The 15470-nt window shown below is 37.8% G+C and carries 16 protein-coding genes; 13 read left to right on the top strand and 3 right to left on the bottom strand.

All coding sequences use genetic code 11. The annotated features are described in order from the left end of the window. Positions 1–150: 150 nt before the first annotated feature. The 3 genes from V7137_RS10600 (at position 151) to V7137_RS10595 (ending at position 1476) form a co-directional block, all read left to right on the top strand. Positions 151–756: an exonuclease domain-containing protein gene (locus V7137_RS10600; RefSeq protein WP_335698058.1), complete on the top strand. Its 606-nt coding sequence runs from the start codon at positions 151–153 to the stop codon at positions 754–756. A 28-nt stretch (positions 757–784) separates the two neighbouring features. After that, positions 785–1003 (top strand): DUF6933 domain-containing protein, encoded by a 219-nt coding sequence (locus V7137_RS30660; RefSeq protein ID WP_420490116.1) that lies wholly within the window; start codon positions 785–787, stop codon positions 1001–1003. Positions 1004–1080: 77 nt separating this feature from the next. Beyond that, complete coding sequence (locus V7137_RS10595; protein WP_335698057.1) at positions 1081–1476, top strand: VOC family protein; 396 nt, start codon at positions 1081–1083, stop codon at positions 1474–1476. Positions 1477–1549: 73 nt separating this feature from the next. On the opposite strand, the gene V7137_RS10590 is transcribed toward V7137_RS10595, so the two are convergent. The 3 genes from V7137_RS10590 to V7137_RS10580 form a co-directional block, all read right to left on the bottom strand. Further along, the gene (locus V7137_RS10590; protein WP_335698056.1) at positions 1550–1978 is read right to left on the bottom strand and encodes a VOC family protein; all 429 of its coding nucleotides are present in this window, start codon (positions 1976–1978) and stop codon (positions 1550–1552) included. A 182-nt stretch (positions 1979–2160) separates the two neighbouring features. Continuing rightward, entirely contained in the window at positions 2161–2685 is a 525-nt protein-coding gene (locus tag V7137_RS10585; RefSeq protein WP_335698055.1) for a DinB family protein, read from the bottom strand. Between the two features lie 104 nt (positions 2686–2789). Next, complete coding sequence (locus V7137_RS10580) at positions 2790–3155, bottom strand: VOC family protein (protein WP_335698054.1); 366 nt, start codon at positions 3153–3155, stop codon at positions 2790–2792. A gap of 192 nt (positions 3156–3347) precedes the next feature. Here V7137_RS10580 and V7137_RS10575 point away from each other — a divergent pair, with 192 nt between their 5' ends. The 10 genes from V7137_RS10575 (at position 3348) to V7137_RS10530 (ending at position 15301) form a co-directional block, all read left to right on the top strand. Then, a complete protein-coding gene (locus V7137_RS10575; protein ID WP_335698053.1) occupies positions 3348–3575 on the top strand; it encodes a hypothetical protein in 228 nt (75 codons plus the stop codon). Between the two features lie 519 nt (positions 3576–4094). Next, on the top strand, positions 4095–4541 hold the full coding sequence (gene grpE, locus V7137_RS10570) for a nucleotide exchange factor GrpE (RefSeq protein ID WP_335698052.1): 447 nt from the start codon (positions 4095–4097) through the stop codon (positions 4539–4541). Positions 4542–4636: 95 nt separating this feature from the next. Continuing rightward, positions 4637–5845, top strand: a complete 1209-nt coding sequence (locus V7137_RS10565) for a tetratricopeptide repeat protein (protein WP_335698051.1) — start codon at positions 4637–4639, stop codon at positions 5843–5845. Between the two features lie 176 nt (positions 5846–6021). Next, complete coding sequence (gene licT / locus V7137_RS10560) at positions 6022–6855, top strand: BglG family transcription antiterminator LicT (protein ID WP_335698050.1); 834 nt, start codon at positions 6022–6024, stop codon at positions 6853–6855. Positions 6856–7209: 354 nt separating this feature from the next. Further along, positions 7210–9075, top strand: coding sequence for a beta-glucoside-specific PTS transporter subunit IIABC (locus V7137_RS10555; protein WP_335698049.1), 1866 nt, complete (start codon positions 7210–7212; stop codon positions 9073–9075). A gap of 96 nt (positions 9076–9171) precedes the next feature. Continuing rightward, positions 9172–10614, top strand: a complete 1443-nt coding sequence (locus tag V7137_RS10550; protein WP_335698048.1) for a glycoside hydrolase family 1 protein — start codon at positions 9172–9174, stop codon at positions 10612–10614. Between the two features lie 528 nt (positions 10615–11142). Next, positions 11143–12543: a hypothetical protein gene (locus V7137_RS10545; RefSeq protein ID WP_335698047.1), complete on the top strand. Its 1401-nt coding sequence runs from the start codon at positions 11143–11145 to the stop codon at positions 12541–12543. 21 nt (positions 12544–12564) lie between these two features. Further along, on the top strand, positions 12565–12984 hold the full coding sequence (locus V7137_RS10540) for a VOC family protein (RefSeq protein WP_335698046.1): 420 nt from the start codon (positions 12565–12567) through the stop codon (positions 12982–12984). A 101-nt stretch (positions 12985–13085) separates the two neighbouring features. Next, positions 13086–13490 carry a globin gene (locus V7137_RS10535; protein WP_420490115.1) on the top strand — a complete coding sequence of 135 codons (405 nt, stop codon included), beginning with the start codon at positions 13086–13088 and terminating at the stop codon, positions 13488–13490. A gap of 140 nt (positions 13491–13630) precedes the next feature. Continuing rightward, the gene (locus V7137_RS10530) at positions 13631–15301 is read left to right on the top strand and encodes a glycoside hydrolase family 13 protein (RefSeq protein ID WP_335698044.1); all 1671 of its coding nucleotides are present in this window, start codon (positions 13631–13633) and stop codon (positions 15299–15301) included. The last annotated feature ends 169 nt before the right edge of the window (positions 15302–15470 follow it).

Here is a 15470-nt window from a genome sequence, read left to right as displayed (position 1 = left end):
CCCGAAGACGTGGAAAAATATCAGTCACGGTTACTCAGAAGAGGGCCCTTCTTTTCAGGATTCACATGAAGGAACTTTTTGGAGATAGAGTACCATTGCGACCTTTGGTATAATGGGAATAAAGTTTAGGATTAAGGGATGGTCATTGAGATGAGATCTGAAAAATTGGGTTTAGTATTAGATGTTGAGACAACCGGTTTAGGTCCGACCAAGGATGAAGTAATTGAGCTTGCCATGAAATTATTTTCCTATCGGGCAGATACTGGCGAGGTGATCGATATTATCGATGAAGATTCCTTTTTGCGTGAGCCGCTGTCCCGTACAGCTAGGAACAATTATGACTCAGCCTATCGGGTTCATGGTATCCCTTACGAGTTAGTTCAAGGGAAAAGCTTTTATGATGTAAAAATCAAGACATACTTCCATCGTGCCGATTCGGTGTTTGCCCATAATGCTTCCTTTGACAGAAGTTTTCTTTATCATATGTATCCGGAAGTCAACGACCTGAAATGGTATTGCACCATGAGAAACATCCCTTGGAAAAATTACGGCTATCCAAATGGAAAATTACTAACCCTATTACAAGCACACAACATTACAGACTACCAAACACATAGAGCACTAGACGATATTACATACTTATTGGAACTGCTCAAAAAAACAAGTCCGAACGGTAATCTCTATCTTCAAGAAGTGCTAGAAAAGGCACCAATGCGAAAATATCAGCCAGCCGTTTCACGTTCAAAAATGGGTTAAAAAACTAATCAGCACTTGATTAGTTTTTTTGTTTACAAAAACACATAACAGGAGCGTTGTTGGTGTCAGTATTGAAATAGTCAAATTCATTCAAATGCAATATCCTACTGGAAATGATATTATGAACGCAGTTCCAATTGAATTAAATAAATTTAATAATAAGCTCATTTATAAGCCAATAAACTATCAAAAGCCTAAAAAATATATGAAAGAACAAATTCAAGAAGTATTTTCCCAGTCTATATAAATTTATGATGATAGATTTTGGGAAATTGACATCAGATAGAAGATGGAGACCAGCCAATTTAAGGGAGGATGTTTAAAATGTCAAAAGTTACACCATTTTTAATGTTTCAAGGAAATGCAGAAGCAGCGATGAATTATTACATATCTTTATTTGAAGACTCAGAAATAACTAGTCTTACCCGTTATGGGGCAAACGGACCGGGAGAAGAGGGAACGGTTATGCATGCATCCTTTTCCCTTAAAGGTCAGGAGTTCATGTGCATTGATAGTAATATAAAACATGATTTTACGTTTACTCCCTCGTTCTCCATCTATATTACTTGTGATACAGACGAGGAAATAAACCGACTATATGAAAACTTATCAAGTGGAGGCGCCTTATTAATGCCGTTAGATCATTACGGCTTTAGCAAAAAGTTTGGCTGGGTAGTTGATAAATTCGGCGTTTCATGGCAGGTAAATCTACCATTATAAATTTATTGGAACTAAAAAAAAGCCCGGTCACAACTGGACCGGGCTAATCTGTTTCCTTGGTGTATGTACGATTTTAATGTTGCTTGCCCTCAGTGAAGATTTGGAAACTTACACCAAACTTATCTGTTAAATTGCCGTATGCAGGACTGAAAAACGTTTCTTGAAGCGGCATGGTTACTTGGCCGCCTTCTTGTAAGGCTTCAAAGAATTTATGTGCTTGGTCTGCGTCGTTCGTTGAAATACAAATGGTAACTTGATTTCCGCTTTGATGCGGCTGGCCAGGGAATGTATCAGAAAACATTAATTCGGTTTCGCCCACTTTAATCGTCGCATGACTTACAAGATCTTTCGCTTCGGCAGGTAGTGGAAATTCCGGATTTTCTGGCATTTCTCCGAAAGATTGAGAAAAAAGAACTTGTGCATTTAAAGCCTTTTCATAAAATTGAATTGCTTCCTTCGCATTTCCATTCATCACTAAATAGGGAATCAAACGTACTGTCATAATCAATCTCTCCTCAATTTAAAAGTATTTTTCGAGATCCTCATCGGATATAACTGGACAATCTATTTAGAGCGTCCCACTTCTTATTATTACCGATATTTCTATTATAAAACAAAGAACAAATGTTCGCAATCTTTATTTAAGCCCGTGAGCTCAGATAATCTCACGGGCTTCAATTTTGTTTATTTCAATAATGTCAGGTATCTTTCAGTAATAATATTGCAATGGTGGAGTGCGTGGCCTGTAATAATATAGGCGATGGCACGGGCGGTGACTTCATTGTTATTGGCAAAGCCAATGTTTGCCCAAGCATCTTCCGGCATATTTTGAAATAAAGTAAGCGTAGCTTTTCTAGTTGCTATAAAATCCTCAAGGATATTTTTGATCGGTAAATTGTTAATCTGGGAGCTTTTTACATAATCGTTCTCGTTAAAACCAGCTAGTGCGGTCTTGTCTCCCCGTCCAACCCGGAGCAGACGATAGCTCATAATTCTTTCCGTATCTGCCATATGACCAAGCACTTCTTTGATGCTCCATTTATTTTCTGCATAACGAAATAGGCCATCTTCCTCTGATAGCGACTCAAAAAGCTCAATCGTTTTTACCAAATTCTCTTTCAAAATGGTTAAGAGATTATCTTCCGAAACTAGATTTACATACGGTGTATAATATTCTGGGTACTCACCATCTAAAGGACGTTTTAACATGTTATTTTCTCCCTTCTACCTTTCATGACACCATTCTCCCCATCTTAAAGCTTTGAGGGATGGTTAGAACTTTATTCGTTGTTTCAACGACATCCTTGTATCTTTCATACTTCACTCATTAAAGCATGGGTGTTTTCTTCTGTATCTTTAAAAAATGTCATCCAGGTTTCTGTTTGGCCAACTTTTGCAACGATGTGCGGTTCGTCGATAAAGTTGACACCTTTTTCAATCATTTTTTGGTATGTTTCTTTAATATTCTCGACCTGAAAATAAATGACCGAACTGGAGTGAGCGAATACTTCATTCTCAGGTAAGCTTAAAAAAAGGCGAAGGCCATTGCATTCAAAGAAGGCCATCGTATCAGTATTAAAAAGTAGCGGTAAATCTAGTAAATCCTTATAAAAATAAATGGCTCTTTCCAAATCCGTTACAGGAACACCGATTTGTCCTACTTTTTGAACGTTACCCATGATTAAAACTCCTATCATTAAATAAGATTGAATTTTTGCATAACTACCCTAGATAATATTAACACAAATGGTAATTAGTTGATACTATGCTAAATGAAACTGAATGGCTGAATTTCAAAAAGTGTACGGACAGTTTGTTGGCGAATTCATATGATAAATAGATAGTAGATATCATTTAAAGGGGGAGAAAGAATGGATTTTTTCTTGGTAGGAATCGTCTATTGGCTACTAGTTGGCGCAGCTGCACTGCTGTTTGTTATCGGTGTTTGGAAGAAATCATGGAAAGCATTTTTTTGGAGTGGGATTGCCCTTGCTGTCCCAACCATATCAGTATATGTCGGTGGTGCCGAGGGCTGGATTAGACTAGCTGGACTGCTGCCGCTTTTTTTGTGGGGACTTGCTTTTTATACAAAAAAATAGCTTTTATATGGATTTCCAATTTAATGAAAAAAGTATTTTTATAAAATCATAAATAAATTTTTCCAATTTGTGCATTCTATAAAGAAAAAGGAATGGCATATGGATGAGAAAAAATAAAATGATTTTACTCGTTATCATGATATTGCCTTGGTTGTCGATGCCGTTCATAGGGAAAAGGACAATCAAGCGATTTTATCCTAGAGCCTTCTTCAAAAATTATTCTCATAGATGACACCCTATGTGAAACAGTCAGTATTTGCTGTTTTCATAGGGTGTTTCTTTTTTTAGGCTGCGTTAAAGTTGCCTGTGATCTGCGCTCCAGGCGCTTCGGTTTCCTCGGGCTTTGCGGGGAGCCTCCTCGTCTCCAATCAACATAGTAAAAAAATCAACAATGACCTTTAACATGCTTTTTTTAATTAAATTCGAGAAAAGATAAGGGATGTACATCATATATATCACCATGACCGTTTAAAAAGATAAAGAAAACATTGAACCAGAAACACGGGAGGGATGCGAACGGTGACCACAGAGAGTACGTACATTCAAGAGTTTAGAAAAGTGCTGCAAGAATTAAAGCCAATCACGAGGATGGATTCCGAACCTGAAGAGATTGGGAAAGACCAGCAACAGGAAGTGAATGAACTCATCCAATTAACCATTCAAGCGGTCGATGCGATGGATTTAATCTTTCAATCAGCTCTTAAGATGAATCTCAAAGAATGGGGAGAACAGATAGAAGTAATCATTAATGATTACCTCAAGATACTAGAGTCGCAAGGAATTGAGGAAATTAAATCATTAGGTCAATTTATTAATGGCGATACGATGACAAGTATTGGAACCATACCAGAGAGCTTCCAAGCAGAATTACAAAAGTTCCAAGTATTTGGGGTTCACGAACGTGGTTTCCGTGATAAACATACAGGAAGGCTTATTCGTGAAGCAAAAGTCATTACCATTTATTAATCCACATAGGGGGTTTTTAAAGTGTCTTTATTTAGGTTCATTTCAGGAATGGTCAAACTAGACAAGTTCATGTATTGGGTTTAGAGGAGGATCAGATGGAGGTTCTATCGTATAATCTGGCCATTCAATCCTTACAGGTGGAGAGGTATGACGAGGCAGTCATTATTTTAGAATCGATTGTTAATGAATATCCCTTATGGAGTGAAGCTAGCTGGGCGCTAGGGGTAGTTTATGTTCTTGCGGGATTCCCATATCAAGCACTGAAAAAATGGGAAAACGCACCAGATGCTAACCTTCTTATTTATAAACAAATGGTTGAGGAGAAAATTCCCCTCTATGATGAGCTTTACCTGAAATACAATCAGGCACTCCATTTCGCCCAGTCCGGTGGAGTCCATAGGGCGAAAAATATTTTTCATGATCTTCTTTCTTTTCAAACGCAAATTCCATTACCGGTTGATTTTTACCATGCCTATTTATTGACTTTGATTGTTTCAGGGGAAGAAGAAAGTGTATCACAAGCATTAAATCAGTTTCCGCTTTATGTAAAAAACAGTTCAGTCATTCGCGAATTGGAACAAATGTTAGATAAACATCAGTTAACTGAACCGGTTGTTACGGGAAAAATATCCTTCAATAAGGGGTGGCCAAAGCGTCTTTTCATAGGTTCAAGTTTGGTAGCTTCTTTATTAATTGGAGGGGTTGGTGTACTGGTTTTCAGCCAACAAAAAGAAATAAAAGAAACGAAGCCAGGGATTGAGCAACATGGAAGTATCCACAAAACAGACACTTTTGAAAAGGAAATAGCGGTTGTATCAAAGGAACAGAGTGGTGGGCAGCAAAAGCAGCCGAAACGAAATGACACCAAAAGCCTTGGGGATTTTGACAGGATAGATTCATCTCCTATTGCTGGTTTAAGCAATTATCGAAAAGGGCTAGCAGCATTTAGAAATAAGGATTACAAGACGGCAGAGGTGCAAATGGAAAAGAGTCTATCACTAATGCCAAATGAATATTTTTCAGATGACGCCTTGTTCTTTTTAATTGAAGCGAAGCAAAGATTGAATGAGCAGGAAAATATTTTCTTCTTTTATGATCGCTTTCTTTCCGAAACTAGTCAGCACTATGTCTTTTCACCATATAAGGATGACCTGCTGCTTGGTAAAGCAAAGAAATTGATGGAGGCTGGAAATACCAAAGCCGCCATGCCCTTGTTGAAAAAAATTTCAACCGATTATAAACAAGAGTGGACCTCAGTAGAAGCAGTATTACTTATGAACCAAATTAAAGCAGGTGATAAATAGAAGGAAAGGACCTTGGAACCAAAAACCATTGCAAGCTTTTTTAAAAAATGATAATATTTGAATTAACTTTTAATAAATAGGATTGTTACTGTTAAATCAGGCAAAACCTAAAACTAATATTTTCTTTATTAGTTTTAGGTTTTTTTTTATAAATACTTCCAAAAAAGGTGATTTATATGAAAATCGCAAAGGTGATTAATAATAATGTTATCAGTGTTTTGGATGCTCAGAATAAAGAATTAGTGATAATGGGCCGAGGGATCGCTTTTCAAAAGAGACCCGGGGAAGAAGTGGATGAAAGTAAGATCGAGAAGACCTTCAAATTAGACAATAAAGATGTTTCAGAAAAGTTTAAAACGTTACTATACGATATTCCTCTAGAATACATGGATGTTTCAGAAAGAATTATTTCATACGCCAAGGAGAAATTGGGGAAAAAGTTAAATGACAGTATTTACGTATCATTAACAGACCATATCACTTTTGCGATTGAAAGAAATAAAAAGGGTTTACTAATCTCCAATGCGCTGCTATGGGAGATTAAAAGAATTTATAGTGACGAATTTGCGATTGGTGTAAAGGCAATAAAAAAGATTGATGAGATGCTTGGGATTACTCTTCCCGAAGATGAAGCTGGCTTTATCGCCATGCATATCGTCAATGCGGAGTTAAACGAAGAAATGCCCAATATAGTTAATATTACAAAATTAATTCAAGATATCTTAAACATTGTCAAATATCATTTCAAAATCGAAATTGATGAGGAATCCTTGAATTATTTTCGTTTCCTTACCCATTTAAAGTTTTTTACGCAACGCCTTTTTAGTGAAAACAACTTGGATAACTCAGACGATTATCTTTATGACATGGTCAAAATTAAGTATCCAGAAGCCTTTGGCTGTACCGAAAAAATAAAAGGATTTATTGAGAAAACACATGGTCATATAATAACAAAGGAAGAAATAGCGTACCTAACTATTCATATTGAGCGAGTCGTTAATCGAAACTAGTTTTTTAAAAAGAAAGCGTTGACATGAAATGAAAGCGCATGCTAGTATGTACTTATAAATTAATATTAATTGATTAGGATTGTTACTGATTATGCAGGCAAAACCTAAATTGTGATGTCATATTTTTATGGCGGGCAATTTAGGTTTTTTTTATTCTCTCCTGAGAGGCAGAAGTACGATCGTAAGTTACTGGCCAAAGCTTCCGATTGAATGAGCGGCTTCTTCAAAACTTAAAAATATCAAAACAGGATTGTTACTGGTAAGGCAGGCAAAACCTGAGGAGCTCGAGTTCTGATTTTTTGTGGACTCCTGCTGCTCAGGTTATTTTTTTTAATAAATAAGGAGGAATCTCACATGAATTACAATAATTCGGCTAAAGAAATAATTGAACTTGTCGGCGGAGAAGAAAATGTTCAACATGTGATTCACTGTATGACAAGGCTTCGCTTTAACTTACATGATAAAAGTAAAGTAGACCGAAAAAAGATCGAAAAAGTAGCTGGAGTTATGGGAACAAATATTAGCGGTGATCAATTTCAGATTATTATCGGAAATGATGTTCCTAAAGTATATAACGCAATTTTAGGAAACAGTTCCATTAAAGCAGATAGCAATGGCAAGAAATCAGGAAAAAATAAAAATGTGATCAGTGCCATCTTTGATCTGATCTCAGGTGTGTTCACCCCAATTCTGCCAGCCATTGCTGGTGCTGGGATGATCAAAGGGCTGTTAGCGATTGCCCTTACATTTGGCTGGCTTTCTGATAAGAGCCAAGTTTATACAATTTTAAATGCGATTGGTGATGGTGCCTTTTATTTCTTGCCTATTTTACTCGCAGTTAGCGCAGCAAGAAAATTTGGCAGCAACGTTTATGTGGCAGCAACCATTGCAGCAGCACTTTTACACCCAACCTTAACAGCTTTATTAGGTTCAGGTAAACCGGTTGCCTTCCTTGGATTGCCTGTAACCGCAGTCACCTATTCATCAACGGTTATCCCCATCTTATTAGCTATTTGGATTGCAGCAAATGTAGAAAAATGGGTGGACCGTATTATTCCAAGCATGTTTAAACTGATTCTTGTTCCAACGCTTACGATATTGATTGTTGTACCTTGTACCTTAATTGCAGTTGGACCGCTTGGTTCAGTTATCGGAAACTGGCTTTCATTAGGAGTTGGCGCATTATTCGAACATGGTTGGATCTTTGCAGGTTTAATCCTAGGCGGTACATGGTCATTAATCATTATGACTGGTATGCACTATGCATTTATTCCAATTGCGATGAACAATCTTGCAACAAAAGGCTACGACGTGATCTTGCCTTCCATGTTCATGGCCAATTTGGGCCAAGCAGGCGCTGCATTTGCAGTATCCTTACGTTCTAAAAACAAGTCTTTTAAGTCTCTTGCGATGACAACAAGCTTAACAGCCGTTATGGGTATTACCGAACCCGCAATGTACGGAGTGAACATGCGTTTGAAAAAGCCTTTTATTGGCGGATTAATTGGAGGCGCTGTTGGAGGAGCCTACTATAGCGCAGTAGGTGTAAAATATTTCATTATGGGTGGTAATGTAGGTTTACCAGGCATTGCGTCCTTTATCGGAGAAACTTTTGTTTGGGCCGTTATAGGATTACCAATTGCTTTCGCGGCCGGAGCGATTGCAACGTATATTATGGGGTTTGAAGATGTCGAAAGTGAAGAAGAAGCGGATACATCTGCAACAGAAGAGAAACCAGCAGATTTACATTCAGATTTAGTTGTTGCGGCAGAACAGTTATACAGTCCTATTAAAGGTCTAGTCAAACCACTAAGCGAAGTTAATGATGCCACGTTCTCAAGCGGTATCATGGGTAGAGGATTCGCTATTCAACCAGAAGAAGGGAAGGTAGTCTCTCCAGTAGCTGGAAAAATAACAACCATTTTTAAAACAAAGCACGCCATTGGCATCACAAGTGATAATGGCGCGGAAATTCTCATCCACGTTGGGATCGATACAGTGAAGCTTAATGGTAAACATTTTACATCCCATGTGAAAGATGGGGAATTTGTTGAAGTGGGAGATACACTAGTAACCTTTGACTTAGATGCCATTAGGTCTGAAGGTTATGACTTAATTACACCAGTTATCATTACAAATCCAGATCGTTATCGATCAATTAAACCTGTTAAAGAGGGCAAGGTTAATAGCAGTGAAGCATTCATGGCATTATTAGTGTAGGTTCATAAGGGGGAGATTTTTCCCCCTTACCTATTCCGATATATAAGCATTAAAGACTTTATCTACAAAACTATAAAACTTATGAGGTGAAATGAAATGAATACAAATGAAACGAAATTTCCTAAAGGATTTTTATGGGGCGGTGCTACCGCGGCTAACCAAATGGAAGGCGGATTTTATGAAGGTCATAAAGGATTGAACATTGCAGATGTTCTACCAGGTGGAAAAGAGCGACTTTCCATTCTGCAAACTCCTGGCTTTAATTTTGAAATCGAAAAAGAAAAGTACAGTTATCCAAATCATGAGGGCATTGACTTCTACCATCGTTACAAAGAAGATATTGCGTTGTTTGCTGAAATGGGCTTCAAGGCATTTCGGATGTCAATTGCTTGGACGCGGATTTTTCCGAACGGCGATGAGTTAGAAGCAAATGAAGAAGGGTTGGCATTCTATGACCGAGTATTTGATGAATTGCACAAGTATGGAATTGAGCCTGTTGTAACCATCTCACATTATGAAATGCCGGTTAACCTGGTTAAAGAATATGGCGGCTGGAGAAATCGCAAGGTTGTAACTTTCTTCGAACGATACGTAAATACTATTTTCAATCGTTACAAGGATAAAGTGAAAAACTGGATGACATTCAATGAAATCAATAGTGGTTTGGTCATGCCGATCATGGGTCTAGGGTTCTCGATTCATAAAGAGGAAGACAAATATCAGCCAACATTCCAAGCATTCCATCATCAATTTGTGGCTAGTGCGATTGCCGTAAAAGCTTGCCACAAAATCATTCCTGATGCAAAAATTGGCTGTATGATTATCTTTGCGCCGGTTTACTCTTTCGATTCGAATCCAGAAAACGTTATGCATGCCCTGCAAGAAGAGCGTTTGTTTAACCATTTCTGTGCGGATGTACAAGTGCGCGGCGAATATCCGGCATTTGTTAAACGCTATTTTAAAGAGCATAATATTGAATTAGAAATTCAAGAAGGCGATTTGGAGATCATTAAGGAAGGTACTGTCGACTATATTGGTTTCAGTTATTACATGTCTCGTACGGAGAAGAAAGTAAAATCTGAGCTGGAAGCATCACAAGGAAATATCATCGGCGGAGTGAAAAATCCATTCCTTAAAGCAAGCGATTGGGGTTGGGAAATTGATCCAACCGGTTTACGCATTAGCTTAAACAAATTATATGACAGATACCAGGTTCCATTGTTTGTCGTGGAAAATGGGTTAGGCGCATATGACAAGGTTGAGGAAGACGGTTCTATCAATGATGATTACCGGATTGAGTATTTACGTGAACATATCAATGCCATGGGTGAAGCGATTGAAGATGGCGTTGAACTAATGGGCTATACCAGCTGGGGATGCATAGACTTAGTTAGTGCATCATCAGGTGAAATGTCGAAGCGCTATGGTTACATTTACGTCGATAAACATGATGATGGCAGTGGTACATTGGAACGCAGGAAGAAAAAGTCGTTTTTCTGGTATAAAGATGTTATTGCTACGAATGGAGCAAAACTGTAACGAAGATAAAAAACGCCGATAACCCTTGTGGTTATCGGCGTTTTTGTATAAGGATGTTTTCTGAGATATTGCTTCTCTTTTGATTGAAAATTTGTTATCAATCATCAATCTTTAACACAAGCTCCCTTTTCTAAGGCCACAGAAACTAGGATGTTGTCCATCATAAGCGGCATAAAGGACAATACTTTCTGCAGAAGCAAGAGATTTGTCCATCATAAGCGGCATGAAGGACAAAAGTGGCCGCAAGAATAAAAGATTTGTCCACATAAGTAGTATGAAAGACAAAAGTGCCGTAAGAGCAAGAGATTTGTCCATCATAAGCAGTATGAAAGACAAAAGTGGCCGCTAGAGCAAGAGATTTGTCCATCATAAGCGGCATGAAGGACAAAAGTGGCCGCAAGAATAAGAGATTTGTCCATCAGAAGCGGCATGAAGGGCAAAGGCCACCGCATGAACAAGATTTTTCAAGTCTCTATCAACTTTAACATGATACAATTAGTATATATTGTTAATATGGGGGGGGAAAGCGTGAATCCATCTAATTTAAACACTACCTCAAGATCCACCGAAATCGATTTAAAAACTATCCTTAAAAATGAGAACAAAGAAGAATTAATTAGGATTATTCTTGATCTATCAGAAGATTTCCCCGAAATTGAAACACGTGTGCTTTTTAAATACACTCCTCAAAAAGACGAAATTGCATCAGCGAAAAAGCTAATTACGGAATCTATTAATAGTGCGAAAAGGAAAGGCTTTATCGACTGGCGTCACGTTGGTCCTGCATTACAAGGTGCAGAGTTGACTCTCCAAAAAGCAAGGCAAAAAGTAGAGCAAGGTGAATGGGAGAGTTCGGTTTTATTATCACTTGTTGTCATGCCCCCAGTTTTAAAAATGCTCAATTTTGCTGATGATTCAAATGGATCTATCGGTGAGGTTATGAATGGGGCGATAAATACAATTGATGATGCAGTTATTTCCAGTCTGCCTTATCTGAATGAAAATGAGAAAAAGGGTTTTTTTGACGCGATTATGAAAGAAGCTGTAAAAGTACATTATGATGGCTGGAGTGATTGGCGATATGATCTAATAAAAATTTGCACCTATTATTCTCCTCGTAAAGATTTGAGGAAAAAGTTAGAAAAACAGCTGGAAACCTTCTTTTCGAAGACAGATTCATCGTGGAGTGATAGATTTGAAAAAAAACAAATTAAATTGCTTCAGCTCGAAATTATTGAAAGATGTGATGGTGGAGACGCTGCTGATACATTTATCTATGAGAATATCCAATATAGCGATTTTCGTGAAAAGGCTATTGCTAATGAACTAGGAAAAGGCGATTACAAGAAAGTGATTCAACTTTGTCTGGATGGAGAACAAGCAGACACTGAATATCGAGGCCTTGTTCATCAGTGGCGGGAATACCGATTTCAAGCCTATGAATTGCTTGGAGATATCGAACAACAAAAGCAGCTGGCGAGAGAACTGTTATTCAAAAATGAATTTTCCTATTACTTAAAACTAAAAGAGTTATATGCAGCAAGCGAATGGGAAGCAACATTGAAAAAAATTGTTACAGATTTTAATAAAATGGATTACCTGCCCTCCGCGTACCTTTCTATCTTAAAAGAGGAAAATTTGACTGCTGAGCTTTTAAAATATTGTCAAAATTATCTCCCGGCTATAACCGATCTTTATCCATATTTAATTAAGGAAAACTTAGAAGAGGTAAATGACCTTTTTATTAAGTATATTGAATACTCAGCTGAGGAGGCTTCTGATCGAAAAAAATATCGTACGGTTTGTTCCATCATAAAAACCTATAAAAAAGCCTGCGGAACGATCCATTCGCATAAGCTAATTGGAGAATTAAGAGAAAAATATAAGCGCCGGCCTGCGTTTATCGAGGAATTGGGAAAAATAAGGTAAGCCATTAAGGAGATAGAGACCATGCTGCATCATTTAGAAATCTATGTTTCCAACATCAGCAAATCAAGTGAGTTTTGGGGTTGGTTATTAACGGAATTAGAATACAAGCCCTACCAGAAATGGGATTCAGGAATCAGCTGGAAACAGGGCGAAACCTATCTAGTTTTTGTTCAGGCAGAAGAATGTTTTTTGGATGTGCCTTACCACCGCTCACGGGTCGGTCTAAACCATCTTGCTTTTCATGCTGTATCCAGAGAACAGGTTGATCAAATAACAACGCAATTAAAAGACAAAGGGGTAAACATTCTTTATCAGGATAAACATCCATTTGCAGGCGGGGATGATCATTATGCTGTTTTTTTTGAAGATCCTGATCGGATTAAAGTGGAATTAGTAGCACCTTTATCAGAGTTGAGCTCTGGCTATTCCTTTGATTTATGAAACTTGGAAATTTATCTGTTTTTCGATTTAGTGATTTAAATCACGAAAAACCATCCTTTTTCTCTTTATAATAATCAAAAATAGGGAAAAAATAAAAGTGGATGGTGACGACATTGGACTACAAATTTAAGACGCTATATGCGGAAATTGGCGGGCAGGAAACGATTGATAAACTCGTAAATGCCTTTTATCCGCGTGTATATGCTGACCCAGAGTTAAGACCATTGTTTGAAGGGGATATGGAAGAAATTAAGCGGAAGCAGCGGATGTTCCTCCCGCAATTTTTAGGAGGCCCAGCCCTTTACAGCCAGGAATTTGGCCCGCCGGCCATGAGAGCGCGGCATCTGCCATTTGAAGTCACGCCAAGAAGAGCAACATGCTGGCTCCGCTGCATGAAAGAGGCATTTGAGGAAATTGGTCTTGATCAACAACCTGCAGGACTTGCCTTTTATGACCGTTTAACTCAGGTTGCGGGCATCATGGTTAATAGCCCTGATCAAAAATAATTAAATGTATATAACGATAAATCCTTACTTGCTTTTTACGCTGGTAAGGATTTTTTAAAACAATTATTGATGCAGGAAAGATTAACCCATGGTTTGATTTTGTGGTATAGTGTGGATGTTTATAGTTAGGAGGGAAACAATTGAAATTGAATGATCAGTGGTGGAAGAAAAGTGTTGTATATCAAATATATCCACGAAGCTTTAGGGATTCAAATGGTGATGGAATTGGTGATATCCAAGGAATCATCGAAAAACTTGATTATTTAAAATTACTGGGCGTAGATGTTATTTGGTTAAGCCCTGTTTATGATTCACCTAATGATGATAATGGCTATGATATTCGTGATTATCAAAAAATTATGGAAGAGTTTGGCACAATGGCTGATTTTGACCGGATGCTTGAAGAGATACATAAACGAGACATGAAATTAGTCATGGATCTCGTTGTGAATCACACCTCAGATGAACATGAATGGTTTATCCAATCTAAAAAATCGAAAGATAATCCATACCGTGATTATTATATTTGGTGTGAAGGTAAGGAAGGAAAAGAACCGAATAACTGGGGGTCGTTTTTTAGTGGTCCTGCCTGGGATTATGATGAAACCACAAACGAATATTATTTACACCTATTTGCTAAAAAACAACCTGACCTAAATTGGGAAAATCCAACGTTACGACAGGAAGTTTACAACATGATGAAATTTTGGCTGGATAAAGGAATCGATGGCTTTCGTATGGACGTTATCAATATGATTTCAAAACAACCAGGTTTACCCGATGGGGTACAAGCGGAAGGTCAACTATATGGAGATGGCAGTCCATTCTATATGAATGGACCAAGAATTCATGAATTTTTAAAGGAAATGAATCAGGAGGTTTTATCGCAATATCCTATTATGACGGTAGGCGAAATGCCTGGAACAACACCAGAAGATGCCATTCTCTATACGAATTCCGAGAGAAATGAAGTCAATATGATTTTTACCTTTGAGCATATGGACTTGGATAGTGCGCCAGGGGGAAAGTGGAACTTAAAACCATTAAATCTGGTGGACTTAAAGGAAAACCTGTCAAAGTGGCAAGTGGGTTTGCATAACAAAGGGTGGAACAGTTTATACTGGAATAATCATGACCAGCCAAGGATTGTTTCCCGTTTCGGCAACGACCAAAAGTATCGTGTTGAATCTGCAAAAATGTTAGCTGCCTGTCTACACTTCATGCAAGGTACCCCATATATTTATCAAGGGGAAGAGATTGGAATGACCAATGTGAAGTTTAACTCCTTAGCTGATTACCGTGATATTGAAACGCTGAATATGTATCGAGAGAGGAAATTATTGGGTTATTCTCATGATGAAATCATGACTTCGATTTACGCAAAAGGCAGAGACAATGCACGAACACCAGTTCAATGGGATGAAACTGACCATGGAGGCTTCACTTCGGGAACCCCATGGATCAATGCCAATCCGAGGTACAAAGAAATCAATGTGAAAAGTGCATTAGAAGATCCACAGTCGATTTTTTATTTTTATCAAAAATTAATCTCGCTCCGAAAAGAAATGGACATAATCGTCGAAGGAGATTTTCGACTCTTATTAAAGGACAATCCAGCATTATTTGCCTATGAAAGAAAATGGAAGAGCGAAAGTCTTCTGGTTTTATGTAATTTTAGTGAGAACGAGTTAATCATTGACGATGAAGAACTCGTTAATAGCCTTCCAAAATATAAAATGCTCCTTTCCAACTACGATGGTCAAGAAGCCAATGCACTACGTCCATTTGAGGTAATTGTCCTAAAAAAATAAATATAAGGGCGAAAAAGCATCAGAAACGACTGATGCTTTTTCACCCTTTAGAAAAGATAGTTTAAAAAAAATGATTGCGCATACATTTTAAAGTGTGCTACTATGAATCTATCGATTAGTGCAAACGTTTTCGCTAACGATATATAAAAAGTATAGGGGGTATTAGTAG

It is taken from the genome of Neobacillus drentensis, assembly GCF_036962765.1.
Classification (GTDB): Bacteria; Bacillota; Bacilli; order Bacillales; family Cytobacillaceae; genus Neobacillus; species Neobacillus drentensis_C.
The sequence above is the reverse complement of the archived record's forward strand: the minus strand, read 5'-3'. Positions and strand labels throughout refer to the sequence as shown.

Excerpts from the sequence above, each read along its gene's own strand:
- V7137_RS10600 (WP_335698058.1), top strand. The coding sequence starts at position 151 with ATGAGATCTGAAAAATTGGGTTTAGTATTAGATGTTGAGACAACCGGT.
- V7137_RS10595 (WP_335698057.1), top strand. The coding sequence starts at position 1,081 with ATGTCAAAAGTTACACCATTTTTAATGTTTCAAGGAAATGCAGAAGCA.
- V7137_RS10590 (WP_335698056.1), bottom strand. The coding sequence starts at position 1,978 with ATGACAGTACGTTTGATTCCCTATTTAGTGATGAATGGAAATGCGAAG.
- V7137_RS10585 (WP_335698055.1), bottom strand. The coding sequence starts at position 2,685 with ATGTTAAAACGTCCTTTAGATGGTGAGTACCCAGAATATTATACACCG.
- V7137_RS10580 (WP_335698054.1), bottom strand. The coding sequence starts at position 3,155 with ATGGGTAACGTTCAAAAAGTAGGACAAATCGGTGTTCCTGTAACGGAT.
- V7137_RS10575 (WP_335698053.1), top strand. The coding sequence starts at position 3,348 with ATGGATTTTTTCTTGGTAGGAATCGTCTATTGGCTACTAGTTGGCGCA.
- V7137_RS10565 (WP_335698051.1), top strand. The coding sequence starts at position 4,637 with ATGGAGGTTCTATCGTATAATCTGGCCATTCAATCCTTACAGGTGGAG.
- licT (WP_335698050.1), top strand. The coding sequence starts at position 6,022 with ATGAAAATCGCAAAGGTGATTAATAATAATGTTATCAGTGTTTTGGAT.
- V7137_RS10555 (WP_335698049.1), top strand. The coding sequence starts at position 7,210 with ATGAATTACAATAATTCGGCTAAAGAAATAATTGAACTTGTCGGCGGA.
- V7137_RS10550 (WP_335698048.1), top strand. The coding sequence starts at position 9,172 with ATGAATACAAATGAAACGAAATTTCCTAAAGGATTTTTATGGGGCGGT.
- V7137_RS10540 (WP_335698046.1), top strand. The coding sequence starts at position 12,565 with ATGCTGCATCATTTAGAAATCTATGTTTCCAACATCAGCAAATCAAGT.
- V7137_RS10535 (WP_420490115.1), top strand. The coding sequence starts at position 13,086 with ATGGTGACGACATTGGACTACAAATTTAAGACGCTATATGCGGAAATT.